Genomic DNA, 24920 nt, shown 5'->3' with positions numbered 1-24920 from the left:
TTTTTTGCCCTAAAACAACGTTATCTCATAGAATATGAACCTGTGTCTGGATATAGGCAATACCCGAACCAAGGTTGCCGTGTTTGACCGGCAAAATCAATTGGTTCAACACACCATTTTCAACGGTTTGCCAACTGTTGAAAATATGAACAGGTTGATTGATGACTTTCAAATCCGCCATACAATTGTTTCGTCAGTTGGAAAAAACGCTGACGATCTGATTGATACTATTTGCAGGAAAACTGTTTTGGTGCTGCTTTCAGCCTCAACACCAATTCCGATAGACAACAAATATGAGACTCCGCAAACATTGGGCAACGACCGGTTAGCGGCAGTAATAGGAGCTAATAACCTGTTTCCGGAAACCAATCTATTGGTCATAGATGCCGGTACTTGCATCAAATATGATTTCATCAATGCCAAAGGCAGCTATTTGGGTGGTGCCATTTCACCCGGAATTATGATGAGATTTAAGGCTTTGCACACCTTTACCCAAAAATTGCCGTTTATTGAAACAACACTTGATGAAATCAATTTTTTGCCATTAGTAGGCAACAATACATACTATTCCCTGATTTCGGGTGTTATTGTGAGTGCTTTGGCCGAAATGGACGGCATTATAGACCGCTACCGACAGGAATATTCGGTACAAAAAGTCATATTAACAGGAGGAGATGCCATTTTTTTTGAAAAGAGGCTTAATAATCAGATATTTGTGTCCCCAAATTTAGTACCCGAAGGGTTGAACAAAATTTTACAATATAATGTCGGCAACATCTAAGGCATTTTGCCTCCTGATTTTTTCATTTTTCTTTTCGTTTAAAGGTTTCGCTCAGATCAACCAGGTCAATTCTCCCTACTCCATTGCCGGCACCGGTGATATACACCCAACTCAGTTTGCATTTAACCGCGCAATGGGCGGTGTCAGTACTGCTTTGCGAACCCCGCTGAATATAAACTACGGCAATCCGGCTTCTTATAGTTCTCTGCAACTGACTACCTACGAAATTGCTCTTCAGGGCAGCGCCTTGTGGCTCAATACTGCCACCGAGCAGCATCGTACTGCTACCGGCAACCTTTCTTACCTGGCCTTTGCGTTTCCGTTAAAAAAATATTGGGGGGCAAGTTTCGGAATATTGCCCTACAGCTATTTTCACTACGACATATCGGTCAATAAGAGTCAGGAGGGAATTGACACCCTTCAGTACAGATTTTTAGGGAACGGGCAATTGTATCAGGTTTATTTCGGCAATGGATTTAAATATAAGTCTGTTTCTGCCGGGCTCAACCTTGGCTATGTTTTTGGCACTCAATCGCGGCAATTGCGACAAACATTCCCTTCTGAAGAAAATGTATTTAACAATGTAAGAACTCAGGATATTTTCCCAAGAGGATTTATCTGGAATTTGGGGCTTCAGTATGATTTGAAACTGTCGAAAAAGCTGAACCTGATTTTTGGAGCATCCGGAAATGCAGGCACCAAGCTTAACAGTACACAGAATACTCGTTGGGAAAGGGCTCAGATTGAAGATGATAATGTTTCGGTGATAGATACGCTTTTTATTACCAACGATCAGAAAGGTAAAATTTCACTGCCTGCCAAGATTTCGACCGGCGTATCACTTCAAAGCACAGACCAATGGATTGTCAGTGCTGACGTTAGCTGGGAAAACTGGGAACAGTTCAGGTTTTATGAACAATCAGATACCTCACTGACCAATAGTCTTAAATTTTCAACCGGAGCAACCATAGTTCCCGACAGCCGCTCTTCAGGAAGTTTTTTTAAAAACTCTTCTTACAGCGCCGGCGGGTATTTCGGAACAGGCAGATTAACCATGCATGATACCAGATTGACCGAGTGGGGCATTACCTTTGGAATGGGTATGCCGCTCAAAAGAGTACGTTCACGATTAAACTTATCTGTGGAATTAGGTCAAAGAGGTACTATACAAAATGCTTTAATTCGTGAAACCAGCCTGCTTGCAACCTTCGGCTTTACTTTAAACGACAAATGGTTTATTAAACGCCGTTACGATTAAAACAAACCTCTTTTATATCTGTTACATGAACGAAAGGCAAAAAAAATTTTATTCAACTATTAATTTCCTACTTTAAAAAACAAACCATCCCATCATGCAAAGATTGTCGAAAATTTGCCTGCTTGCCCTAATAACCTCCCTGATTTTTGGCAGCCTTACTTTTCAGGGATATGCTCAGAAAAAAGGCAAAAAAAACGAACCTAAAACCGAAGAAAAACAAACTTCCAAAACTGTTCAGGCAACAGAAGCAGATGCCTTGTTTATGGAAGTTGCCGGCAAATGGGGACCGGACAGCGTTGAAACGGTCCAAAATTATTCACTCTATCGGGAATACTACAAACAAAACCTATACGCCGATGCCTTGCCTTATTGGCGTTATGTGATTAAAAACGCCCCAACTGCCCGTAAAACACCTTATATTGATGGTGAAAAAATGTACAGAACATTTTTGGAGAAACAGATTGAAGACGCTGTTTGCAAAGATGGTTCTACAATTCCGGGTTACATTGAGGATAGCCCTTGTAAAGACAACGGAGGTTTGGTAAAATGGAAATTTTTGGATGAGGCAAAAGCCTATGCCTACTTAGACACCATATTTCAATTGTACGACAAACGAGGAACCGCTTTTAACGAAACCGCTCAAATGTATAGCCTGAAAGCGCGGACTTATGCTACCTACAAACCGCATGAAACTGATGCCTTAATTTTAATGCGCCAAAAGGCCATTGCCGAAGAGACCGAAGATGCACCTTACGATATTGTTTACCAATATTTTAAAGATATGGTTTCGCTTTACCAAACCAAGGTAATTAAACCCGATTCTATGTTTGCGGCTTATGACTATCTTATTGATATTGTCAACAACAATGTGGAAAACAATGAAGATGAATACTATGCCGCCCTCTACAAACAAGTTCAGGAAGTTATGGAAAACTGGAAAGAACGGGTTGATGCTGCAACATCTGCAGCTACTGCTACTGCCTCGACCGATTGTCCTACTGTTTTACAAATATTCGGAGATAAATACCGGGCTAATCCAAACGACATCAGCACCCTGAAACAGGTTTATTCAAAGCTAAAACAAACCCGTTGTACTGACACTCCGCTCTATTTTGAAGTATTGCTTAAATGGCAAACGCTGGAGCCTTCTGCTTCTCAGGCAAGGTTTATCGCTCAACAATATCAAAAAAACAGCGACTTTGGCAATGCCATTAAATACTATCTTCAATCTTTAGAATTAGAAAATGACCCTGCCAAAGAATCAAAAGTATATATGCAGTTGGCAAAAATTGAACAGGTAGCCAATGGCAATTATTCTAAAGCGCGGCAGTATGCCAAAAAAGCTGCCGACCTTCAGCCCGGTTCCGGAGAACCTTATATTTTTATCGGCGACCTTTATATGCGAAGCAAAGGTTCATGCGGAGACGACGGCTTTGACGGACATGCTATTTATTGGGTGGCTGCCGATATGTATGCAAGAGCGAGAGACATTGACCCCAGTGTGGCAGCAAAAGCATCTGAAAAAATCAATGCCGCCTCCAAAGGGTTCCCCAACAAAGAAACGCTATTTTTTAAAGGCTACACAACCGGCACACCGGTTACGGTAAAATGCTGGATACAGCAAAACACTACGATCCGTTAAGCAATCTGCTCAAATATAAAAGTTGTTCATTTAAAAGCACAGGTCTTAAATGCCTGTGCTTTTTTTGTTATGGAAAATGTAGCTTTACCTGCAAAGCATTTGATAAAACAATCAAATAATAAATATTCACCCAAAATAACCGAAACCCACAAGTATTCTGTAAAGAAGATTTGCCTGTTCCGGCGATGTTGGCCCGAAAAACCGGTTTGGAATTGATTAGGTACTTTCTACTTTGGAAGGGAGGAATATCGCTTTTTTATAGCCCTCCTCTAATAGACCCGCACAAGCCTGAATTTGAAGCCGAGATTAAAAAATACCTCCCAATGCATCAAAAAATGCCGGCTTTGCAAAGAATTTCAGGCAGACATAGAATAATCAATGCACACTAAACATGGAATATCAGGGGATGCCTCCCCACTTATTAGTGTAAAAAAACAAGATGTAAGGCATCAAACAGGGTTGACAAAAAGTCATTGCAGGGGGACTTTGAGCCAATGCAGGGGTGCATTAAGTCATTGCAGGGGTGATTTGATGTAATGCAGAGGTGCCATAAGCCATTTCAGGGGCGCAATAGGTTATTGCACGGGTACTTTGAGCCAATGCAAAGGTGCATTATGCCATTGCAGAAGTGATTTAACCCGTTGCAGGGGTGCAATAAGCCTTTGCAGGGGCGATTTGAAGAAATGCAGGGGTGCAATAAGTCATTGCAGAGGTGATTTAACCCGTTGCAGGGGTGCTTTGAGGCTTTGCGGAGGCATAAAAAGCGCTTGTTAAGCGAGCATTTATAAATATGTGTATAGCACAAACCAAACCCGTCCTGGGCTGATAGCATTTAACTGCTTTATTTAAATTCGGGGATTTGTTTATATCAATGCAAAGACATAAGCAAGGCTGTATCTCGCCAAAAAGGTTTTTATTCTTCGGTTAAAAGGGGGCTTTGAAATCGTTATTCCGCCCGGGAGAACCGGTCGGTTGTTAGGGCCGATTTTTATGGAATATTCGAGGTTTTTATCCATCATTGCTTTATGTTGCCGCGCGATATCGGGATCGGCCACCCATGCTAAAACTTCCGTTGTCCATTTTTGTGACACCGCATGAAGGTTATAGCTGCCAACGATGGAAATGGTGTCGTCTATGATGCCTGCTTTTGTGTGCAGGGTTCTTTCGTGCATCCGGTATTCCCAAAGTTCGATTCCCATTTTTAAGAGTTTTTTTCGTTGGTTGAGATAGGCTGCCTGTGCAATCATCACATCGTTGGTTGCAATTGAATTGGTCAGTATTCTGACGGATACTCCCCGTTCTGCCGCTTTTTTTAAAGCATTTCTCCATCTTCGGGTTGGAATGACATAAGCATTTTCAAACACAATACTGTGTTTTGCACGATTGACCAATCCGATAAACGCTTTTGTACTGCGAAGGTCTTTTATATCAGTTTCTACCATTTTGTTGCCTTTGCGTACAAAGAAATCGTCGTGTTCAAAAAAGACCGGCGAGGCTGTCGGGGGCACATTTGTCCAATCAGTTTGGGTGTGCAACCGGATGATATTTTGGCGCTGAAGTAATTCAATGGCCTCTTTCAATTGTTGTCTGACTTGTATGCGTTGTTTTTCGGTTAGTTTTTTTGTTTTTCGTATGAATGACAATTTCCGGTTATTCCAGATACTGAAAAAATGAATGCGTGCTTCTTTGACAGCCGCTTCACCCTGAACCAACACATCCCGGTCGGTAAAGTTAAAGGTCTCGCCCAGTTCGTAATAATCGCGTTTCAGGTTTCTTCCTCCGGTAATAAAACTTCGGGCATCGGTCATAAAAATTTTGTCGTGCAGGCGGTGGGTAATGCTTCTGGGTTTAAACAGCCTGCCGGGGTTAAAAACCTGCACAGTTACGCCGTTTTCTTCTAAGTAGGCAATAGTTGGCTTGGCAATCCGGCTCCGGAAAGCGTCAACCAACAGGTGTACTTTTACCCCGCGTTGTTGGCTGGCTTCGACTAAAAGATAAAAAAGGGCATTGCCCAATACATCGTCATTGACAATGTAGTAAGATAGCAGAATTTCGCGCTCGGCTTGTTGAATCAGGTCAATCCGGCATTGAAGCGCTTCTTTGTCTTCGTCCAAAATCCGGAAAATATCGGCTTGCAACCATCCAAACGGAGCAAGTATCAGCAAGGAAAAGGCGATTGACCGGAAAATTGCCTTTGCTGTTTTCTGAAAAAGTAGCATAATTGTTCAAGTCGTGCAATGCCCGTTCCCAAAATCGGGTAAAAAATGGATGAAAGAAGAGGAGGGAAGGATTAATGGCCGGATTTAATTTTTATTCAGGTTTACTTTTTATCAGAATCCTTTTTAGGCTCGCTTTCCAGAATTTCTCTGAACTGAGAGGCGACTATGGTGCTCAGAATGGTGGTAATTCCCGACAAAGCTGCCCAGATACCATTTTGGACTTCATTGATTTGAAGCTGACCTTTGATGAGATAGTAAATAAAAAAGGGCAAAACGGCAGTGGTAACACCAACCACCAGAGAGCCCAGCACTTTCCGGAAATGTTGAATGATGACGGAGATAAAAAAGAAGCCGACATAAAATCCAATGGGCAGCAGCAGGATGCCCAAGCCAAACAACAGGTACCATTTAGATGCCGGTTCCCCCAAACCTATAAACAGGGCTTGAGCCCCCACAACCAACAGCAACATTCCCAGAATATATAAACTGTTTAGAAGGGTAAAAGCACCGATAAACCTCAGTTGATGGGTGCGTATATCGGTGAAAAAACTGTTTTCGATGGTTATATTTATTGGTTTGATAGATTTGTTTTGAAGCCCCGAAATTTTGTCGGCATGTTTTTGATATAAATCCTTAGAAAGGACAGTTTCATCAGGCACAATCAGGGCGATATCCGACATATTGTAGGAGTATAGCAAATACCAAAATATAGACAAGATGAGGTTGAGAGCGACCATGATTTGGATGGCGGTCAACAACGACATCCATTCGGCTAAATAGGCGACTATGAGAACGATGCCAAACAATTGAAAAAATTTGATAAACGGGCTGATTAACATAGTGGCATTTTGCAGCTTTAAGGGCATGACCCTAAATCCGAGGTTCTCTGTATTTCTGACATTTTGGAAGGTCGCTTTTCCGGTACCGACCATTAACAATTTGTTTTCCCAAAGATTTTTCCATTGTGCTTCCATATCTGTTCCCTCCCTGGAAGCCTGTTCTCCGTAAAGGGCATAGTATCGCTCCCTAAACAGACCTTCCGTCAGATCATTGTCCAATTCACAGAATTTTTTGGCGATTTCTTTTTCTGATTCTTTCAAATCAATCCGTATTTTAGGGCTTGATTTTAGGATGGTAAAAAAGGTAACTCTGTCTAATCCTCCCAATTTACCGAATACCGGTTTGCCAAAAAACAGGGTAGTGAACCAGGTATAGATTCGGGGCAAAATATTGGAATAGGCCAATGAAATCCCGAGCAGTGCAATACAAAGAATAACGGATAACCAAATATTACCCGAATTGCGGAAAAACCAGGTAACCGACCCTATACCGACTAATACCCATAAAATATCGCCGGCAATAACTGCCCGTGGGTGTAAAAACAGGTAATAAAATGCTTTGGTCAACCGCTCTACAAAGTGAACACTGGATTTTGGCGCACTTGAATAGATGCCCAGTTCATCATGGTTAATATTTTGCATAGTCAAAAGATTTAACGATTAAAGGTAATCAAAGTTTCCAATTCAATAAATCGAAATTTAGAATCTAAAATATTGATTTTAGCAGGAATAGCTGTTCAAAACTAATTTAATTGTCAAAAAAAACGAAAAAAATGAATGGCTTCCCAAAATTTTCAACTTCATCATGCTGTTGAAGTTCACTTTAACCGCTCATTCAGGAAACAAAAAGGTACAATATGACCAAATGACCACTTGGGTTTTACCAATCTTCTAAAAGATTTTAACCGGATATGCGTTTATACAGACTCCGGTAGTTGCGGCTGTCCGGCACAAGTGTATTTAGATTAAAAAATGAATAAGATGAAGCTGAAATTAAACTACATGATTTCTTTTACCCTTTCAAAACAAAGGCGAATGATATGGGTAATCTCCTTTTTATGTATGCTTTTTGGTCAAATTATTTTTGCTCAAATGCCTAAAGATTCCCTCTATTCCGATGCAGCTATTCTTTGGCGGGGATTTACCCACGAATGGAGCTACAACCACCGGTTAAATCGCCTTGGAAGCTATATTGACAATCCGGCCATCTTTAACGGGTTTCCTTTTTCAGCCACATTAAGCCATACTTCAGCCACAGGGTTAGGTCCCGATGTCGGCACGTTCAACGGCTATTACTCCTTTTTGGCTGCTAATGGAATTTCAATTCAATCCGGTAAAAAAACAATCCGCTTTTCCGGAAATTTAGGCGATATGCACACCTCCTCCTTCGAGGTATTGGTAGATGCCCGAAAAGAATTTCAAATTGCCGACCAACATACCGTAGTGATCAACGGGTTTGATATCTTATCAGAAAGACGGGCTGACAAGTTGCAGATGTTCAGGCTGTCGGTTACCGAAGGATATTATATTCCCGCAACCGCACAAATACGTTTTACCATTGATGCTGCTTTTTTGGTGCGTTGTCAGTCTATCGAATGTAGCATGTTGAGCGACAAATTTGAGTACAGCATCAGTATTTCTTACCTCATTTTTTCCGGCTCCGGACACCACCTTTTTGTTTCCGAACAAAGCAGCCACCGTGTTTATAACTGGGACAAGCACGCCGAGTTACAACTCCCTCTATCTACCGAAAACTATATTCATGGGGTTGGCAACAACTACTATCCAACGGCAGCCCTGGCTTTTAAATCCATCAGCATTACGCTCGACCGCCCGCATTGGTTCATTGCCTGGCATTCCGCCATCAATCCTATCCGATACGATGCGCAACAGGGAAGCTACCGCTATGAACTCGACCTGCTGTTCAAACAATGGAAAAGCGATATGAAAAAAGGGTCGGTTTACCCCGCAAAATCGAAATTCTCCATAAAACGAAATGGTTGGGCTGCCATTGACGGCACTGTCGTTATGCTTCAGCTCGCAGATGGATTTGTGCTAAACAATTACAATAAAGGAGCATTCAAGTGGACAGGGAAAAACCAATCTGCCAACTCTGACTCGGCCATCTATACACAAGATATCGTGTTTGATACGGATGTTTTTTTGAAAGACCTGCAACAGTTCAGACAAAGCCGGTTGCTGGAAGACGAAAAAGCAAAACAACTCTATCATCAATATATCGGAGACCTGGCCAAACTGAAAGAATTAAGAAAACAAGAACGGGAACTTAAAAAACAAGAAAAAAAACAATAAAAGAATCCGTAAACAGGCGGATCATTATTTTACTTAGTCGTATTCTATAGTTGCTCCGATGCCTCTCTCGACTATGGCTTCACGCATAGGCTTTAATTCATCTTCCGAACCTTCTTTAACCACACATCTGCCTTTAAAGTGAATGATGAGGGTGCATTGCTCTGCCTGTTCCTGTGTATGTCTGCAAATTTCTATCAAGGCTTTGATTACCCAGTCAAAAGTGTTGACCTCATCGTTATGTACCACCAACCTGCACCCTCCGTCAATGGTGGTATCTAATAAAATATCTACATCTTCTTTTGTCCACTCGCGTGTGGCAAATCGAATCATGTTCCGTAATTAGCGTTTAGCGGGAAGGAAGTTTTTATATTTGTTTAACGAAACACAGACAATAAAAGTTTTTTGTACCGGATAAAAACAATTTAACTGCCGATGAATACTACTGGCTTTGGAAATAAAGTTTTTAAAAATAAACAACCCTTTAAGCTAATATTATAGCAGAATGACACGTACTGTTCTAATTTATCTGCAACTGTTAACAATATACGTTCAGCCGCTCTTTGCCGGACACAAGGCAGCATTGCTGCCCGATAGCATTGCTTTAGAGCCGGCCGTTATTGCGTATGATACGGTCAATCAACAATCAACAAATCAGATGGTCGAAATCTGTATCAGCAAAATCAATGTGTTGAATATTAAGTTTCCGAAAATTCCCTTAATAGACTTTTGGCATGTCTGCATCAAAACCGGTGATGGAGATTGTATCGGTTTTTACCCCAAAAATCAGAATTTTTTCGGTCTCTTTAAAGCGTCCTTGATTCGTGAAACAGGGGTTATCAAATCCGGCACGCCTGAACGATGCTTTACTACTTACTACGATGCAGGCACTATGCAGGAAGCCGTTGTCCGCACACAAAAAAGATACAGATATTACAATCTGTTTTTTAAAAACTGCCAGCATTTTATTGCCGATGTTATCGCTGAATATCAATGGCTGTACAATCACAGCCAATAGCGCGGCGGGCTTAACAGGCAGTTCCATTACTTCGTTAAAAAAGGAATTTTAGCCTGCCACTTAGTGGAGGCTTTTACCCCATCTCATCAATATTGTCATTTGATTAAGTGGTACAAACAAAGGAATGTTGCGAATGCAAAACAGCCTAATAAAAACCGAAATACCCCTTTGTTTGGATGGTTAAGTAGTAAACGAAAGCATTTTTGACAGGGACAAAAGGCTTAAGCAACTTTCAGCCATTGTAATATGGCTTTGGTAGGTTGCTGAGAGGTAATTCTAATATTGTGAGTTTCACCAATTTGCATAGTAATAAAATCACCTTCAGAAAGGCGAACGGTGCGGGTGTCGCCTTCAGAGTTGGTAATTTCACATTCGCAACCTCCTTCCAATATCAAAAAACTTTCGAGTAAATCTTCATGAACTTCTTCAGGCACATACTCACGCACCCAAACTACAGAAAGTTCGCGCGTGTTGTTTAATTCGAGCGTATGCAGGTATAAATCTTCAAAATCATCGGGAGGGTTGATGTCTTTAACCAACTCTTTCCAATCTAACCAGTTTGAAGTGGCACTAAGTAAGGGGAGGTTATTGATATCTAAGGTTGTGCGTGCGTTGGTTTGTTGTTTAAGTTGACGAAGTTTATCTAAAACTTTGTTTTTTAGTGGTAAGGGCGGTATCAGTTCATACCCGGCAGCTAAACCAAGCAATGCTTTTTCCGCAGCCTCCGCCTCACTTATATCAGTTGGATGACCATCGAAAGCGAGTAACTTTTCTAATTCTTGTTTTGAGATGTCAAACTTATTTTTCAATTGGGTGGTGTTTTAAATTATACATAAATTTCTCTCAATTCTTTCAATGCAAGCCGCGTTCTGGATTTGACCGTGCCAAGAGGTATTCCTTTGATGTCCGATATTTCTTGTTGCGTATATCCTTCAAAGTACATCCATTGGATAATATCTTTTGCCTGAGGTGATAATTTTTCTAAGTGGTCGGGCAAGCCGATAGTTTCTATCTCAATCCCTTTCGTTTTAGGAACTAAATCATTAGAAACGATTTTTTCCAGATTCTGGTTTATTTTTTTATAAGAATAATATTTTGATCGGGTAAAATCTATCGCCGTATTGCGGGCCACGTTTATCAACCAGGTGGCAAAGCACCCCTTTTCAGGATCATATCTTTCGATGTTCAGCCAAATTTTTACAAAACTATCTTGTAAAAGGTTTTCAGCATCAACATAGTCTTGTACTATTCGAACTATTAAACCAAACAGTATTCCCGAATAATGGTCGTAAAGTTCAGCAAAAGCCGGTTCGTCCCGCTCTTTAAGCCGGTTTATTAACTCGTCTTCATGTGTTGCTGTATAAATAGCGGGGTTCATGGTCAATCTCCTCCCGGATGCTGTTGAGTTTTAAGACCTAAAGGGCTGTTTTATTTTTTTTGGGGTTCGTAATCCAAAAATAATACCGGCTCGTATAATTAGCAAAACTTCACAAAAATAAACTTTCAAACCAAAAAATTAATAAAAAATGAAAAATGGATTTTCTGTTGTTTCAGATTATTTTGCAGCAATTGATTCTGCAAATGTCAATTTTGCTGATAATTTCAGTCATGATTTTGAATTTATGCCGGCACTGTCGCCTGTTCCACTTGATAAAAATGGTTGGGCAGAAATAGTTGTTGCTATTAAAACAGGTTTTCCCGATGGGCATCATGAATTGTCTGATTTTATTGCCGATGAAAATAAAGTAGCTGTAAAAGGTGCTTTTATTGGAACAAATACCGGTTCTATGATGGGCAATCCGGCTACCGGCAATAAAGTGGTGCTACCATTTATTTCCCTTTTTGAACTGAATGAAGAAGGTAAAATAAAATCCATAATGGCAATGTTTGACAATAAATCGTTTGAATCACAATTGATGGCAGGCATTGACCCGCGTGCTGCTGCCGAAGCTATTGTAAAAGGCATTATGGATGCTTCGGATACCGCAGATGTTGAACAATTAGTCTCCTATTTTACCCCTGATGCCAAACATCATTTTTGCGGTGTAACTTCTGGTAACAACGAGTTAAAAATGCGAGTTGCAGGTTTTAAAGCTGCGTTTCCCGATATCAAACGCAATTTAGAAGTGCTTTCATTTTCTGACAATATTATTAGCTGCAAAGGATTTGCAACCGGCACTAATACCGGCATGTTTATGGGCCAACCTGCTACGGGCAATAAAATGAAACTATCGGTTATGGGGGCATACAAATTTAACAGCGAAGGTAAAATCAGCGAATCCTGGGTTGAAATGGATACGGCTTCCATGGTCAACCAATTAAAAGGTAATGCCATATTGACTGAAATGAGTACAAATTAATTGTAAAGCAAAGCTTGTTGAATTTCCAACCACTTTAACATTACAAATCATGAAACCTTTCCTTTCTTTTGTTTTCTTTTTGATTCTTACTACCTCCATATTTAGTCAAAGCAAAAACGCCAAAACGGTTATGGATAACTATGCTGCTTTTGGCCGGGGCGATATACCTGCTATTCTTGCAACTTTTGCCCCGGATTGTGTATGGATACACCCGGGCAATCCTGATATTATTCCTTTTGCAGGCACTTTCAGGGGTGCAGAAGAAATTAAGGAGAAATTTTTCGGTGTGATACCCACAGTTGTTCAATTGATAGAATTTGTGCCAAGCATAGTGGGAGAAGAAAGCAATACCGTGATTGCCTCCATTCATATTAAGGGTAAAGTTTTAACCACCGGTAAAGCGTATGAAAGTACAGGAGAAATGCGGTGGACATTGAACGATGCCGGTTTAGTAACGGAACACAAAGCCATTGTTGATGTAAGTAGTCTTGAAGCTGCTTTCACCCCGAATTGAACAGACAATCATCTTAGTCATCTGAGAAATTTTCTTTAACAATTTTCAACATGGCTGCCACACATTAAAAAAAAGAAGGGAGGCGATATCTTTGTAATTTTGCGAATTGCAAACCCAAAATCAAAGTATATGCCTCCCAACATTCTGCCTTTAGAGTTATATAAAGACATCCTGTCAGTAGCAAAGATATTACAATTAAGGGATTTTCTGTACTGTTTTATGTGTATTCGATATGGAGTAAGTGTACGGAGTTTATGCCGCTATAGTAACTACTCTGTTCGCACTTGGTTTCGTTTTATGTCAGAGGACTACCTGTGGGAGCGCATTCGTATGAAGTTGTTTTTGAAGTGGGTGTATCAACCGGAGGAGAATTATATTATAGCCATAGACGAAGTGGTAGAAGGGAAAAGTCGGGACAAGACCTATGGTTTGTCGAAGTTTTGGAGCAGCATTCAGAAATGCCCCATATTCGGGATTTGTTTTTTTGTGCTTCTCTGATAGCTGTGGGGAAACGGAAATCATATCCGATGGTGGTAGAGCAAGTCGTACAGACAGAGGGGGACAGGAAGCGGATAGCGGAACAGAAAAAGAAGGCATTAGCTGGCAAGCGGCGCAGTGCCGAAGGCAGATGTTTGGTTCGTGGCAGGAAGCAAGGCAGCAAAACCGACCCAAGCAGCCCAATCCTACGGCATCCTTTCGGGCATTCACCGCCTTGTTAAACAAGTTGCTTTCGTGCTTACCGGGCATCAACCTGACCTATATGGTAGCAGACTGTGCTTATGCCTCGGCAGATTATTTCTCTGCGGTAACAAAGACCGGACTTCACCTGATTACCCGTTTGCCTGTAAATGCCGCCCTCGTCTATGCCTACTCAGACCCAGTAGCCCCAAAACATCGGGGAAGACCCAAAAATACGGAGAAAAAGTAGATTTGAACAACCTTGATAACCAAGAACTGAAAGACACCAAAACCGAAAATGGTCTCCTTACTCAGATATGGCAACTGCCCTGTTACAACAAATCCTTAAGCAAAAACCTGTTAAATGTGGGGATAGTAAAAATAACCAATTTGAAAACCCAAAAAGTAGCCTTCTCTAAATTTTGCACCACCGACCCTAACCTCGACTGGCAAACTATGATAGATTATTATAGTTTGCGTTTTCAGATTGAGTTTGACTTTCGGGATGCCAAACAATTTTTCGGACTATCCGATTTCAAAAACTACACCTCGAAAAATCTGACCAATTTTGTTAATCTATGCTTTACCGCTACCTTGACGGCTAAAATTTTGCAGGCACAATATCAGGTTAAATACAATAACCCTAACTTTAGCATTTTAGACCTCAAAATACTCTGTAATACGCGTTTTACGGTCAAAACAGTTATTAAATTGGTACGAAAATCGCCCGATTCAATTTTTAATACTCAATTCGCAGACGGGTTTATGCCAACAGATTTGGTCAATGTCGCTTAAATATCTATAATATAGAAGAAAAAACACGACCGTCTTATCTTATATTTGTGGCAGCCTTGTTGAATTTTCAAAAACATAATTTTATGAATAATTCAATTGAACAACTGGTTTACGACATTCACGAATCATTTTCTAACAACGACTTTGAAAAAACGGTTTCTATGGTTGCCGATGATGCGGTAATAGAAGTATATTCTTTGGGTGCCACTTTTAGAGGCAAAAATGAATTTATACAGTTTATGCAGGGTTTTAAAGGGGCATTTCCCGACATGCGTATTCATCACAAGAATGTATTTTCAAATGGCAATAATGTTGTTGTGGAATTTAACGCTACGGCTACACATACCGGCAATTTGCATACTCCGAACGGCATTATTCCGTCTACGGGAAAATCTATAAATCTGACAGTTTGCGAAGTGCAAGTTTGGGAAAATGGCAAAGTCAAATCTATTCACAATTATCAGGACTCAGGATCGCTTATGCTTCAATTGGGAGTAATGGGTTAGTCTATGGTAATTTATAGGCAAAATCAATCAGCGACAAATGAGTTCCGATTGTAAAATCAGCAGTTCTACTTTTTAATTTTAAATACCTTCTAAATCAAATTAGCGATGTCCGACAACCTTAAAACCGTACAAGAAATTTATGCTTGTTTTATGCAAGGCGATGTACCCGGTATTCTTGAAAAATTAGCAGACGATGTTACATTTTATAATGGTGCTGACCCTAAAGTAGCTCCATTTGGAGGCACTTTTCATGGTAAGGATGGCGTTGTTCAATTCTTTCAGGGACTTGGAGCTACCAGCCAGACTACATTTTTCGAGGCGAGCAATTACAGAGAAGAAAACGGTAAAGTTTTGAATGCTGTTCAACACGACGGAATTATTACCTCAACCGGCAAACCCTTTAGTGTAAAGGCTCTTTTTACATGGTCATTTAATGAAAAAGGGGAAGCAATTGACTGGAAGGGTACAGGCGATTTTTCGAGCATTAACAATGCTTTTTTGAATTAGTTTTTAACAAGTAAAGTAAAAGAGGCTGTCCAAAATCTTTGGGCGGCCTTTTTTATTTATATTTTTTGCTATTTACCCAATATCAGGCAACCGCTTTGGAAACAGATACGTTAAGAGAATTATAAAGATAATTTGAAAAATCTGTTAATTACTCTTAAATGTCAAAAACATGAAAAAGCTATCTTTAATTATTGCCATGTTAATCAACAACATGGCCCTTTGGGCAAATGGTGTTTGTGTAGTTGATGCCGATTCTGCAAAATATTTGCATTTGATAAGTTCAAATGTACAGGTTGAAGTGTATAACCAAATTGCCATTACAGTGGCAACACAGGAGTTCAGAAATGAATTTTTAAACGACGAAAATTTCGTATTTGCATTTCCGGTTCCCGAAAACGCAAGTGCTACAGGATTGCGTTGGTTTAGCAATGGAGAATGGAACGAAGCCAATTTTAGTGCCGAACCCCAGGACACTATTTTGCCGGGATCGGGAGGCGGAAGCACTAATACCAATCTAAACAATTATCTCGGTATTCAACCGCTTTACTTCCATATAAACAATGCAATTGAACCCGATTCTACCATCATTATTGAATTAACCTATGTAGAGTTGCTGCCATATAAATTCGGGATTGTTAAGTATTTTTATCCGAACGATTACCTGCTTATTCAAAATACTCCGTTAGTGGAGCAAAGTTTCAATTTAACGCTCAGTTCCGGAAGGGTTATCGAAAACCTCATCACCACTTCTCATGAAGCAGAAGCCAATGTGGCATTTACCGACTACACCGGAACGGTAACGGTGATGCTCTACGAACAACCCGCCGACCGGGATTATGAACAGCAATACACGCTTAGTGCCACCGATTTGGGAGTGGTGGGTTTTAGCAATTATTTTCCAGAAACGTTAGGTTGCGACGCTTATGGGCTAGGGTACTGTGCCTTTATTGCAGAACCCGATGGGTCTGCCGTTTCACCCATTATCAACAAAGTATTTACACTCATTATTGACCGGTCGGGGAGTATGAACGGTACAAAAATGGAACAGGCAAAAAATGCGGCTTCGTTTATTGTCCAAAACCTGAATGAAGGCGACCGGTTTAATGTGATAGATTTTGACAATCAAATTACCAGCCTTTTTACCACACACCAATATTTTAATCCCGGCACCATGGCAAGTGCCCTAAACTATATTGCCAACTTATATGCAGATGGTTCAACCAATATTTCCGGTGCTTTTGAAACTGCCATACCGCAATTTGGCGCTGCAACTGCCGATACCTACAATGTGATTATATTTCTTACCGATGGCGAAGCAACCGCAGGCATTACCAATACACCGGGGATTTTAAATGCCGTAAACGACCTGATAAGCATCACCGAAACCGATATAAGTATTTTTTCATTCGGTATCGGAGGTTACGTGAATGAACAATTGCTTACCCTGCTTGCCAATCAAAACAACGGGATAGCTACATTTCTCAAGAATGATGAACTGGAAGAGGTGATTACCAATTTTTACCTCACCATACAAAATCCGGTGCTGCTTAATACCAACATGACCATTAGCCCCGATTTGGTAAGTGAAACATATCCAATACCACTGCCCAACCTGTTTAAAGGCATACAAATGCTGGTAGTCGGGCGTTACAATACTCCGGGAACGGTCAATGTAAATCTGAGCGGAAATGCTTTTGGAACACCTGTAAGCTACGATTACCCGCTAACCCTATCCGAAAACAATACTCTGCAAATGCAGTTTTTGCCCAAATTATGGGCAAAACAAAAAATTGCCTACCTGATGCAACAGTATTACAGCTCAACAGGAGCCATCGCTGAACTAATCCACGACCAAATTGTGGAATTGAGTACCTGCTATGGTGTAATTTCACCTTTCACCAGTTTTTCAGATAATACAGGGGGTACCACAGATATCGCTCAGGAATGGCTGACTGAGAACCAGACAAGCAATACTGTAAACATAAACGGCATTTACCCCAACCCGGCTACCGACAAAGTACAGATAAAAATCATCTGCAAACAACTACTCATAGAAAAAGCCACCCTTACTATCTACAATGTGCTGGGACAAGTCGTTGCGACCTATACTATTTTCCTTAATGGTAAAGGCGAATATTTAGTTGATTGGAACTTACAAAATAATGAAGGTCAAAGAGTGCTGAACGGATATTACTTTGCCGTAATCAATACAAGCAGTGGCAGCGCTTCCGGAAAATTTACTGTTTTGGGTCAATAGTAATTTGATACACCAAATCTTTCGGGGCTTTTGACAAACAGACATTTTTTGTCTTGTTTGAGATACTTTTACCGGATTAGAGAATTTCAGCGGTACAAGTATCGCTGCTGCCGCGTGCATGAATAGCCCGGGAAGTGAAGTTGACTGAACTGCAAAAATAAACCCTCACCCCTTTTTTGTCTTTGCAAAAAAAGAAAAGTGTCATAGTTTTCAATGCAACCGGATTTGAAAGAGTTTTATCCGGTCGAACAAACCAAAGCCCATCTGTTAGACGGTTGTTTACTGAATGAAATTTGAGGAGTAAGTTCTCTGCGCATTTTCAGAAAGCTTTTTTTTTCCCGTTTCAAAAAGAAGAACTATGCAAACTTATTTTTAAAAAAATTACCATAAAAGATACAAGGGTATTCATAAAAAGTTAGCTTTGTACATGTATATATGAAAAGCGACTATAAATAGGGGACAATGAACAGAAAAGTATTTATTAAATTCTAAGCCACCATATAACAATTACCTATTTTTTACAAACTATAAATCAACGAAACTATGAAAAAGAAAGAGTTTTACTTAGATTCCTGCCCCCCCGCAAACGGGCAATCAGATTATTTATGTTTATTTTAACCATGCTGTTTCAAATGCCGGTACAATCGCAAATGCATAAGGAGTGTGGGGGAGTAATAAATGATTTGCCTGAACCTTTGAGTACCTGTGTTTCATCAAATTTAGAGTATTGGCTTGAAAACCATGTAACTAAAGAAATAGCTATGAGGTTTATAATTGTCAGACGTTCTGACGGGTCAGGGAATTTTCAGGAAGATGATGAATTACATCAGGAATACCTGAACGGGCTGGAAGCAGGGATAAACAGTTATTATTCAGATTTTAAACCTAAAGATGCTTCTACCGGTTGTAATGTGTACAATGATGGTGAAAGTTATATTCGGTTCAAACTTTCGGGAATTACTTATTTGGACGAAGACGCAGCATATAATTTATTTGCTCCGCCACCTGCGACAAACTCCTCTGTGCTATTCTACTCATTATTTCAAAACTATGGTGTCAATAAGACTAAAGAAATCAATATATTTTTTGTAGAAGCACTATACAGCAGCAATGCAGGCGCAATAGCAAACACACCAGGTTTTGGCAGTAGTAGCGGTGGTGGACAACTGCCTTTTGTATTTATGTTTAGGACTTTTACTAAAATTGAGTTAGAATTTAAACCTAATAATTATCCAATTGAATGGATGATTAATGAATGGACTTTGTCGCACGAATTAGGACATTGTTTAAACTTGCCAGATTTAGAAGAAAATTTGGGTTCTCCTACAAATGGCACCTGCGACAGATTTATGGTTACGCAATGGGGCAACCCAGCTACAGCCCACAATACCATAACTATAAATGAGTTAGGTCACTGCCACAAGTCATTAACCGAAAGAACTGTTAGCAGCTATGTGCGAAATTGTCCATATTCAATTGATTACCCGATAGAGGTTACAAGTAATGAAACATGGAACTGCTATATGAGAGTGTATAGTGATATTATGGTTATGCCGGGTGCAAGTCTTACCCTCAAGAACCTTTTATTAATGCCTAAAGATGCCCGGATATCGGTAATGCCCGGCGCAAAACTGATAGTTGACGGTGGCACGGTAAGCAACGGTTGTGATAATGAGCGATGGCAAGGCATTCAAATACTTGGCAATCCCGACGAACCACACCCCGCCGAACCGTTCAACCCACTGACCGATTTTGCACCCGCACATGGAATAGCATACCTATATAACAATGCCAAAATAGAAAACGCCAGAATAGGTGTGGCAACCGCTATGCTGAACAATCAGGACGGGATTATTGCCAACACTGGTGGTATTATTTGGGCAGAAGGCAATACCTTATTTAAAAACAATCAGGTCGGAGTGCTGATTGCAAACCCAAACAATGCCCTTTTGCGCATTAGCCACATACAAAATTGCCGCTTTGAAATCACAGACGACTATATAGCAGGTACCGGCATATACGGACAACCGGTAGGTATAGCAAGCAGAAGCGGTAAGCTGTACTCGCCCATAAAAAATAATGTCTTTATCAATTTGCAAAGTATAGTTGAAACAAAACAGCGGGGCATCGGAATTTTTAATACCGGAACAGGTATGCGGGTAGGCGAAACCGGTTCCGGCAATCGATTTGAAAATCTGTATAAAGGAATAGACTATTATGCCGGACCCTCGTTAACCTCTGTAATCAGTGTACAGAACAATGATTTTTTAGCCACCAATAAAGCACTTACTTTAAATGGCGGTATTTTTGCCCAAATAGAGAACAACCATTTTGATGTAACCCACTTTGGCAATAACATAGATGGAGGTTATGGCATTTTTACAGAACGTGCCAGCGGTTATTATATCGGCAATAATTCGTTTACCTGCTCCGATGCTTCTCCAAATCTAAACGTTGCCCTTGAACTGCGCAGAGATATTGACTATGCTGCCGGCACTGTAACAGAAAACTCCTTTAGCGGTACATTTGCCGTAGCCAATATTTTTTCGGGAAAAAACCCTAATCTCATCATTGATTGCAACCAATACAACTACCCGATAAATATGGATTGGTTAATTATTAAGTTTAACCCAACAGATTACCTGAACGACCAAGGAATTTGCGAGGAATTTGAACCTAAATTAGCCCGCCGGAACAGTTTTAAGCCCAACCCAAATGGTATTGATTACCTTAACATATACAATGCTACCAATGCCGACTTTACATACAGAGCACAAAGTGCAGTATTTGCCCCTACTGTAAATGTTGAAATACCGGGTGGCGTAGATGTGTTTGAGTGTTTTGAAAATGAACAACAGAGTCATTGTGCTTTTGACGACCCCTGTAACCCTGATTGTTGGCAGGAGTTGCTCAGTCAGACCAACGACCCTGAGGAGCAAAAGCACCTCTATACCGGCTTAATACAAGAACGCCTTTACCTCCAACAAACCGCACAAGCCAAAACCGACCTGGAAGAACTGCAACGCGCAGAAACCGATAAAATATTGGTTGCCACCTACACCGATGAAGCCGACAGCATTAACGCCATGCTAAAACTTGCCGATATACCCTTAGACAATATCGAAAACATAGAATTTGTAAACCTTTATTTGCAAATACTAAACGGCATTCAACCGCCGGCAGGACCGGGTAAGACCATGAGCGAACAGGAAACCCTGTTGCGCAGCCTGGCAAATAACGAGCGCAGCACACAAAATACACTGGCACAGAGCCTTATTGCGGCCCACTATGCCGAAACTTTTGATAAAACGCCACTCGCGCCTCCCAAAGCTAAAAACAGCCCAAAAGCCGAAGAAACAAGCATGTACGTGTACCCCAACCCTGCCAATACCCAAGTTCAGATATACATCACGCTGCCCGAAATATTTAGTAGTGCAAAATTATATGTACTGGATTTACAGGGCAGAATAATAGACCAACTGCCGGTTGTCCAGCCAAATATTACCTTGCAAATCGCAGATTATCCCAATGGTTTTTACTTACTACACCTTAAAACTACAAGCGGCGCACTATATACTCAAAAATTAGCCGTTATACGGTAAACCAACCAACCATCCCTTGTTTGCCTGAATTGAATACTATTCAGGCAAACAAGGCTTTTTGTATTTGCTGCAACCCTCAAAAACAAATTGTAATGAAAAAAATAATTGTTTCACTAATAGCCTTTCTTTGTTATTACTCCACATTGCTTACCCAAACTATTTATTTCAACCAAACTTATTATGAAGATAGTATCAGTATGGGGTCCGTTGCCGTTAAACCGATATCAGATGGATATTTAGTTGTTGGCGATTTTAACGCTTCCGGTGGGTACTCCGCCACTTATTTACGCAAAATCAATTTATATGGAGAAACCGAATGGACACAGATTTTAGATGGGTCAGTGCAGTATAGTGCTATACTGTTTGGTAACTCTATGATAAGAACAGGTAAAAATGAAAATATAGTAGTATTTACAAAAGGAGAAAGTGCTGCTAACAGAGATTTTGCCTTAGTAAAGTTTGACGATATGGGTATGATACTACAATCCCATTTTTATAGTCGCCCCGATTATTTAGAGGGTAATGCTCAAATAATAGCCTCTCAGGATGGAGGTTATTTAATTGCGGGATGGACATCTAATCAGGTAACGGGTACCGGAAGTAAGTTTTTTATGATGAAACTCGATGCCGATTTTAATTGGGTTTGGGATGTTGCTTATGGCACATGGGCAACTTTTCTGTATGCCGAACAAACGCAAGACGGGGGCTATGTTTTATCGGGCTACCGCTATAGCAACAGCACGGGCTATGATATGTATGTGGTCAAAACAGACAGCATCGGCACGCTGCAATGGCAAAAAACCTTTGGCACCAATGACGATGATGGCGGATGCAAGGTATTTCAACTGGCAAACAGCAACCTCATGTTAATGGGGTTAATAAAAAGCACCCTCCCTGATAAAAAAGGGCTGTACCTTGCCAATCTTTCTGCCGCTGACGGTGCAATCATTGGGCAACCTAAAACACACTTGAAAAACAACTCTTATAGTCCGTCATCTGCCCATTATTACTATCCTGAAACGGGATTAATAATTGCCGTACCTATTGCTTATGGCCCTCCGCCAATATGGGAGGTAGCCATCACAGCTATTTCTGAGGAGGGCGATATACTTTGGGAAGCACCTATTTCGTCTGACACAAATATCGATGATGATTACATCCGTGATATAGAACCCACTCCCGATGGTGGTTTTGTTTTGGCAGGTTTCAATTCTAATTCTCCCACTAAGAGCTGGGTATTAAAAGTGGACAGTCTTGGCAACACCTGCGGTACAGCACCATGCAGCAGACGTGGAATATCCAATAGGTATAAACCCCATTCAGACCGGTGTACGGCAGTATGTGCAGGCACAGGTATTTCCAAACCCTGTACCCAATAACGGTACCGCCCAAATTACCTATTCCCTCCCCCCGCAGTTGTCCTTTGGCGTGGTAGAATTGTATGATTTACAAGGGCAAAAGGTGCGGTATCAGGTATTACCTGCCGGTGGCTCGTCCCTAACCCCTTCACCCCAAACCCAATCACCCCTAAATCCCCTGAAGGGGACTTTTACGCAGATCCTCGATTTATCGGGGTTGCCTTCGGGGATGTACGTGTGGCGGTTGGCATTTCCGGGCGGATATGAGCGGCATGAGAGTACAGGGAAGATTTTGGTAAGTGAAAAGTGAAAAACTAAAAGTGAAAAGTTGTGCCTTCCTAAAATAGGTTGACCTTTTTAGTAAATTATAAAGCAAATGTTAGAGATAATTGATTTGTTATTTGTTCGTTTTTCTTAGTTGTGTAAATACTTAGGTTTGGTCTTTGGCTGCTTGGCTCTGTTAATAAATAGGTTTCAAATTGATTGGGAGTCATTCTATTTGGCAGGCTTTGGTGCTTTCGGTTCTGGTTGTAAATATGGACTGCTTTTTTTACCCCTTCGGTTAGTTCTTTGAACGTTTTGATGTTGTAGTGTTTTAAGTAATCATTTTTAATCGTCCCGTTCATCCTTTCAATGTGGGCGTTTTCATACACATTCAGACACATGCTAATGGAAATATTGTGATTAGACAGTAATTCTGTGTAAGCATCACTGGCATATTGTGAACCTTTGTCGGAGTGGTGAATGAGTTGGTTTCGGTAGTTGTCTATGCCTCTGTGGGTGAGTGCCATTCGCAAAGCAAGAATATTGTTTTCTGCCCTCATGTTGTCGGCAATGTTGTATCCGATGATTTTTCGGGAGTAAACATCCATAATAAACACCAGGTAGAAAAACTGTTCTGCTAAGCTGTAATAAGTGATATCGGACGACCAAAGCTGGTTGACATCTGTAAACTCCTTGCCTGCCAATAGGTTCTTAAAACGATGACATTTTACGCTGTAAGTGGTTCTAATGGGGTTAGAACGCTCTTCAAGCATATACCCGTACCGCTTTCCCATATCTATAAAAGCATCTCTGCCTATCCCATCAGGCTGATAGGTTTCATAAATATTGCGTAAACCGATGGACGGATGTAACTCTCGTAACTCTTCAATAAGACCCAGGTAAAAGGGTATTTTACCGGCTTGCCGACGCTCATAAGCTAAAGCTTGTGCGTGCGCTTGTTTACTGATACCATTCAGAGTGTATAGGTCTGTCATTTGGTGGTTGTGTGTTTGGGGGTGCTTGCGGAACCATTCAATGACTGATGTTCGCACTTTTTTTTTAAATCTATGCTATAATCCTTGTTAGCAAAGTCTATTACCTTATTCAGATAATCTATTTCCAACTGTTTTTGACCAACTACACGCTCTAATTCTGCTACGCGCTGGTTTAAAAAAATGTTCTTGGATGCTTCACTTTCCATTTGTATCACTACTTTTGTTTGCTTTTCATAATGTACTGAGTAAAGATAACGCCATTTGTAAATAGAAGTACGGCTAACGCCATAAAGCGTAATAATTTGTCCAATAGTAATGACTTTCTTATCTAATTCTTCAATTAGCTTTCGTTTTAAGGCTTCGCTAAATGTGCGGTTAATGGCTGATACTTCTAAGCCTGAATTTTCCTGATTCGTTTTTTTCGTGTCCATGTATAGTTGATTTTGAGGTCAACCTATTTCAGGCAAGCACAAGTGGCTACTTTGGTGGTTCTGATACTTTTACCGGATTAGAGAATTTCAGCGGTACAATTATCGCTGCTGCCGCGCGCATGAATAGCCCGGGAAATGAAGTTGACTGAACTGCAAAAATAAACCCTCCCCCCTTTTTTGTCTTTGCAAAAAAAGAAAAGTGTCATAGTTTTCAATGCAACTGGATTTGAAAGAGTTTTATCCGGTCGAACAAACCAAAGCCCATCTGTTAGACGGTTGTTTACTGAATGAAATTTGAGGAGTAAGTTCTCTGCGCATTTTCAGAAAGCTTTTTTTTTCCCGTTTCAAAAAGAAGAACTATGCAAACTTATTTTTAAAAAAATTACCATAAAAGATACAAGGGTATTCATAAAAAGTTAGCTTTGTACATGTATATATGAAAAGCGACTATAAATAGGGGACAATGAACAGAAAAGTATTTATTAAATTCTAAGCCACCATATAACAATTACCTATTTTTTACAAACTATAAATCAACGAAACTATGAAAAAGAAAGAGTTTTACTTAGATTCCTGCCCCCCCGCA

General features: G+C 40.5%; 23 protein-coding genes. 16 read left to right on the top strand and 7 right to left on the bottom strand.

Annotated elements, in window-relative coordinates:
• The first annotated feature begins 34 nt into the window (after positions 1 to 34).
• The 3 genes from IPM47_05055 (at position 35) to IPM47_05045 (ending at position 3681) form a co-directional block, all read left to right on the top strand.
• Entirely contained in the window at positions 35 to 781 is a 747-nt protein-coding gene (locus IPM47_05055) for a type III pantothenate kinase (GenBank protein QQS30320.1), read from the top strand.
• On the top strand, positions 765 to 2039 hold the full coding sequence (locus IPM47_05050) for an outer membrane protein transport protein (GenBank protein QQS30319.1): 1275 nt from the start codon (positions 765 to 767) through the stop codon (positions 2037 to 2039). Before IPM47_05055 ends, IPM47_05050 begins: the two co-directional genes overlap by 17 nt.
• Positions 2040 to 2133: 94 nt before the next feature.
• On the top strand, positions 2134 to 3681 hold the full coding sequence (locus IPM47_05045) for a hypothetical protein (GenBank protein QQS30318.1): 1548 nt from the start codon (positions 2134 to 2136) through the stop codon (positions 3679 to 3681).
• Between the two features lie 863 nt (positions 3682 to 4544).
• On the opposite strand, the gene IPM47_05040 is transcribed toward IPM47_05045, so the two are convergent.
• Both IPM47_05040 and IPM47_05035 read right to left on the bottom strand, forming a co-directional pair.
• A complete protein-coding gene (locus IPM47_05040; protein ID QQS30317.1) occupies positions 4545 to 5900 on the bottom strand; it encodes a phosphatidylserine/phosphatidylglycerophosphate/cardiolipin synthase family protein in 1356 nt (451 codons plus the stop codon).
• A 101-nt stretch (positions 5901 to 6001) separates the two neighbouring features.
• Positions 6002 to 7381, bottom strand: a complete 1380-nt coding sequence (locus IPM47_05035; GenBank protein QQS30316.1) for a hypothetical protein — start codon at positions 7379 to 7381, stop codon at positions 6002 to 6004.
• A 450-nt stretch (positions 7382 to 7831) separates the two neighbouring features.
• Here IPM47_05035 and IPM47_05030 point away from each other — a divergent pair, with 450 nt between their 5' ends.
• Positions 7832 to 9052, top strand: a complete 1221-nt coding sequence (locus IPM47_05030) for a hypothetical protein (protein QQS30315.1) — start codon at positions 7832 to 7834, stop codon at positions 9050 to 9052.
• 33 nt (positions 9053 to 9085) lie between these two features.
• Here the strand turns inward: IPM47_05030 and IPM47_05025 are convergent, their stop codons facing one another.
• Positions 9086 to 9382, bottom strand: a complete 297-nt coding sequence (locus IPM47_05025; GenBank protein QQS30314.1) for an ATP-dependent Clp protease adaptor ClpS — start codon at positions 9380 to 9382, stop codon at positions 9086 to 9088.
• 172 nt (positions 9383 to 9554) lie between these two features.
• Here IPM47_05025 and IPM47_05020 point away from each other — a divergent pair, with 172 nt between their 5' ends.
• Positions 9555 to 10067, top strand: coding sequence for a hypothetical protein (locus IPM47_05020; protein QQS30313.1), 513 nt, complete (start codon positions 9555 to 9557; stop codon positions 10065 to 10067).
• A gap of 221 nt (positions 10068 to 10288) precedes the next feature.
• Here the strand turns inward: IPM47_05020 and IPM47_05015 are convergent, their stop codons facing one another.
• Positions 10289 to 10876: a cupin domain-containing protein gene (locus IPM47_05015; GenBank protein ID QQS30312.1), complete on the bottom strand. Its 588-nt coding sequence runs from the start codon at positions 10874 to 10876 to the stop codon at positions 10289 to 10291.
• A gap of 17 nt (positions 10877 to 10893) precedes the next feature.
• Complete coding sequence (locus IPM47_05010; GenBank protein QQS30311.1) at positions 10894 to 11445, bottom strand: RNA polymerase sigma factor; 552 nt, start codon at positions 11443 to 11445, stop codon at positions 10894 to 10896.
• Between the two features lie 148 nt (positions 11446 to 11593).
• Between IPM47_05010 and IPM47_05005 the strand changes: the two genes are divergently transcribed.
• From IPM47_05005 to IPM47_04955, 11 genes are all read left to right on the top strand, one after another.
• A complete protein-coding gene (locus IPM47_05005) occupies positions 11594 to 12427 on the top strand; it encodes an ester cyclase (GenBank protein QQS30310.1) in 834 nt (277 codons plus the stop codon).
• Between the two features lie 49 nt (positions 12428 to 12476).
• Positions 12477 to 12941, top strand: coding sequence for a nuclear transport factor 2 family protein (locus IPM47_05000; protein ID QQS30309.1), 465 nt, complete (start codon positions 12477 to 12479; stop codon positions 12939 to 12941).
• A gap of 129 nt (positions 12942 to 13070) precedes the next feature.
• Positions 13071 to 13439 (top strand): hypothetical protein, encoded by a 369-nt coding sequence (locus tag IPM47_04995; GenBank protein ID QQS30308.1) that lies wholly within the window; start codon positions 13071 to 13073, stop codon positions 13437 to 13439.
• On the top strand, positions 13366 to 13869 hold the full coding sequence (locus IPM47_04990) for a transposase (protein ID QQS30307.1): 504 nt from the start codon (positions 13366 to 13368) through the stop codon (positions 13867 to 13869). The genes IPM47_04995 and IPM47_04990 overlap by 74 nt, the downstream gene beginning before the upstream one ends.
• A 2-nt stretch (positions 13870 to 13871) precedes the next feature.
• Positions 13872 to 14414 (top strand): hypothetical protein, encoded by a 543-nt coding sequence (locus tag IPM47_04985; GenBank protein QQS30306.1) that lies wholly within the window; start codon positions 13872 to 13874, stop codon positions 14412 to 14414.
• An 83-nt stretch (positions 14415 to 14497) separates the two neighbouring features.
• Positions 14498 to 14920 carry a nuclear transport factor 2 family protein gene (locus IPM47_04980; GenBank protein ID QQS30305.1) on the top strand — a complete coding sequence of 141 codons (423 nt, stop codon included), beginning with the start codon at positions 14498 to 14500 and terminating at the stop codon, positions 14918 to 14920.
• Between the two features lie 105 nt (positions 14921 to 15025).
• Entirely contained in the window at positions 15026 to 15427 is a 402-nt protein-coding gene (locus IPM47_04975; GenBank protein ID QQS30304.1) for a nuclear transport factor 2 family protein, read from the top strand.
• Positions 15428 to 15596: 169 nt separating this feature from the next.
• Positions 15597 to 17684, top strand: a complete 2088-nt coding sequence (locus IPM47_04970; GenBank protein ID QQS30303.1) for a VWA domain-containing protein — start codon at positions 15597 to 15599, stop codon at positions 17682 to 17684.
• A 605-nt stretch (positions 17685 to 18289) separates the two neighbouring features.
• A complete protein-coding gene (locus IPM47_04965; GenBank protein ID QQS30302.1) occupies positions 18290 to 21286 on the top strand; it encodes a T9SS type A sorting domain-containing protein in 2997 nt (998 codons plus the stop codon).
• A 92-nt stretch (positions 21287 to 21378) separates the two neighbouring features.
• Positions 21379 to 22665 (top strand): hypothetical protein, encoded by a 1287-nt coding sequence (locus IPM47_04960; protein QQS30301.1) that lies wholly within the window; start codon positions 21379 to 21381, stop codon positions 22663 to 22665.
• On the top strand, positions 22577 to 22954 hold the full coding sequence (locus tag IPM47_04955; protein QQS30300.1) for a T9SS type A sorting domain-containing protein: 378 nt from the start codon (positions 22577 to 22579) through the stop codon (positions 22952 to 22954). The genes IPM47_04960 and IPM47_04955 overlap by 89 nt, the downstream gene beginning before the upstream one ends.
• A 55-nt stretch (positions 22955 to 23009) precedes the next feature.
• Here the strand turns inward: IPM47_04955 and IPM47_04950 are convergent, their stop codons facing one another.
• Positions 23010 to 23903, bottom strand: coding sequence for an IS3 family transposase (locus IPM47_04950; protein ID QQS30299.1), 894 nt, complete (start codon positions 23901 to 23903; stop codon positions 23010 to 23012).
• A complete protein-coding gene (locus tag IPM47_04945; protein ID QQS30298.1) occupies positions 23900 to 24334 on the bottom strand; it encodes a transposase in 435 nt (144 codons plus the stop codon). The genes IPM47_04950 and IPM47_04945 overlap by 4 nt, the downstream gene beginning before the upstream one ends.
• Positions 24335 to 24920 lie beyond the last annotated feature (586 nt).

It is taken from the genome of Sphingobacteriales bacterium (assembly GCA_016700115.1).
Taxonomy (GTDB): Bacteria; Bacteroidota; Bacteroidia; order Chitinophagales; family UBA2359; genus UBA2359.
This window is presented reverse-complemented; position numbering and strand designations above follow the sequence as displayed.

Coding starts and splice junctions, on each gene's coding strand:
- IPM47_05005 (QQS30310.1), top strand. CDS start 11,594: ATGAAAAATGGATTTTCTGTTGTTTCAGATTATTTTGCAGCAATTGAT.
- IPM47_05030 (QQS30315.1), top strand. CDS start 7,832: ATGCCTAAAGATTCCCTCTATTCCGATGCAGCTATTCTTTGGCGGGGA.
- IPM47_04980 (QQS30305.1), top strand. CDS start 14,498: ATGAATAATTCAATTGAACAACTGGTTTACGACATTCACGAATCATTT.
- IPM47_05025 (QQS30314.1), bottom strand. CDS start 9,382: ATGATTCGATTTGCCACACGCGAGTGGACAAAAGAAGATGTAGATATT.
- IPM47_04995 (QQS30308.1), top strand. CDS start 13,071: ATGCCTCCCAACATTCTGCCTTTAGAGTTATATAAAGACATCCTGTCA.
- IPM47_04960 (QQS30301.1), top strand. CDS start 21,379: ATGAAAAAAATAATTGTTTCACTAATAGCCTTTCTTTGTTATTACTCC.
- IPM47_04990 (QQS30307.1), top strand. CDS start 13,366: ATGGTTTGTCGAAGTTTTGGAGCAGCATTCAGAAATGCCCCATATTCG.
- IPM47_05040 (QQS30317.1), bottom strand. CDS start 5,900: ATGCTACTTTTTCAGAAAACAGCAAAGGCAATTTTCCGGTCAATCGCC.
- IPM47_04965 (QQS30302.1), top strand. CDS start 18,290: ATGTTTATTTTAACCATGCTGTTTCAAATGCCGGTACAATCGCAAATG.
- IPM47_05000 (QQS30309.1), top strand. CDS start 12,477: ATGAAACCTTTCCTTTCTTTTGTTTTCTTTTTGATTCTTACTACCTCC.
- IPM47_04975 (QQS30304.1), top strand. CDS start 15,026: ATGTCCGACAACCTTAAAACCGTACAAGAAATTTATGCTTGTTTTATG.
- IPM47_05035 (QQS30316.1), bottom strand. CDS start 7,381: ATGCAAAATATTAACCATGATGAACTGGGCATCTATTCAAGTGCGCCA.
- IPM47_05045 (QQS30318.1), top strand. CDS start 2,134: ATGCAAAGATTGTCGAAAATTTGCCTGCTTGCCCTAATAACCTCCCTG.
- IPM47_05055 (QQS30320.1), top strand. CDS start 35: ATGAACCTGTGTCTGGATATAGGCAATACCCGAACCAAGGTTGCCGTG.
- IPM47_05050 (QQS30319.1), top strand. CDS start 765: ATGTCGGCAACATCTAAGGCATTTTGCCTCCTGATTTTTTCATTTTTC.
- IPM47_04970 (QQS30303.1), top strand. CDS start 15,597: ATGAAAAAGCTATCTTTAATTATTGCCATGTTAATCAACAACATGGCC.
- IPM47_05020 (QQS30313.1), top strand. CDS start 9,555: ATGACACGTACTGTTCTAATTTATCTGCAACTGTTAACAATATACGTT.
- IPM47_05010 (QQS30311.1), bottom strand. CDS start 11,445: ATGAACCCCGCTATTTATACAGCAACACATGAAGACGAGTTAATAAAC.
- IPM47_04945 (QQS30298.1), bottom strand. CDS start 24,334: ATGGACACGAAAAAAACGAATCAGGAAAATTCAGGCTTAGAAGTATCA.
- IPM47_04950 (QQS30299.1), bottom strand. CDS start 23,903: ATGACAGACCTATACACTCTGAATGGTATCAGTAAACAAGCGCACGCA.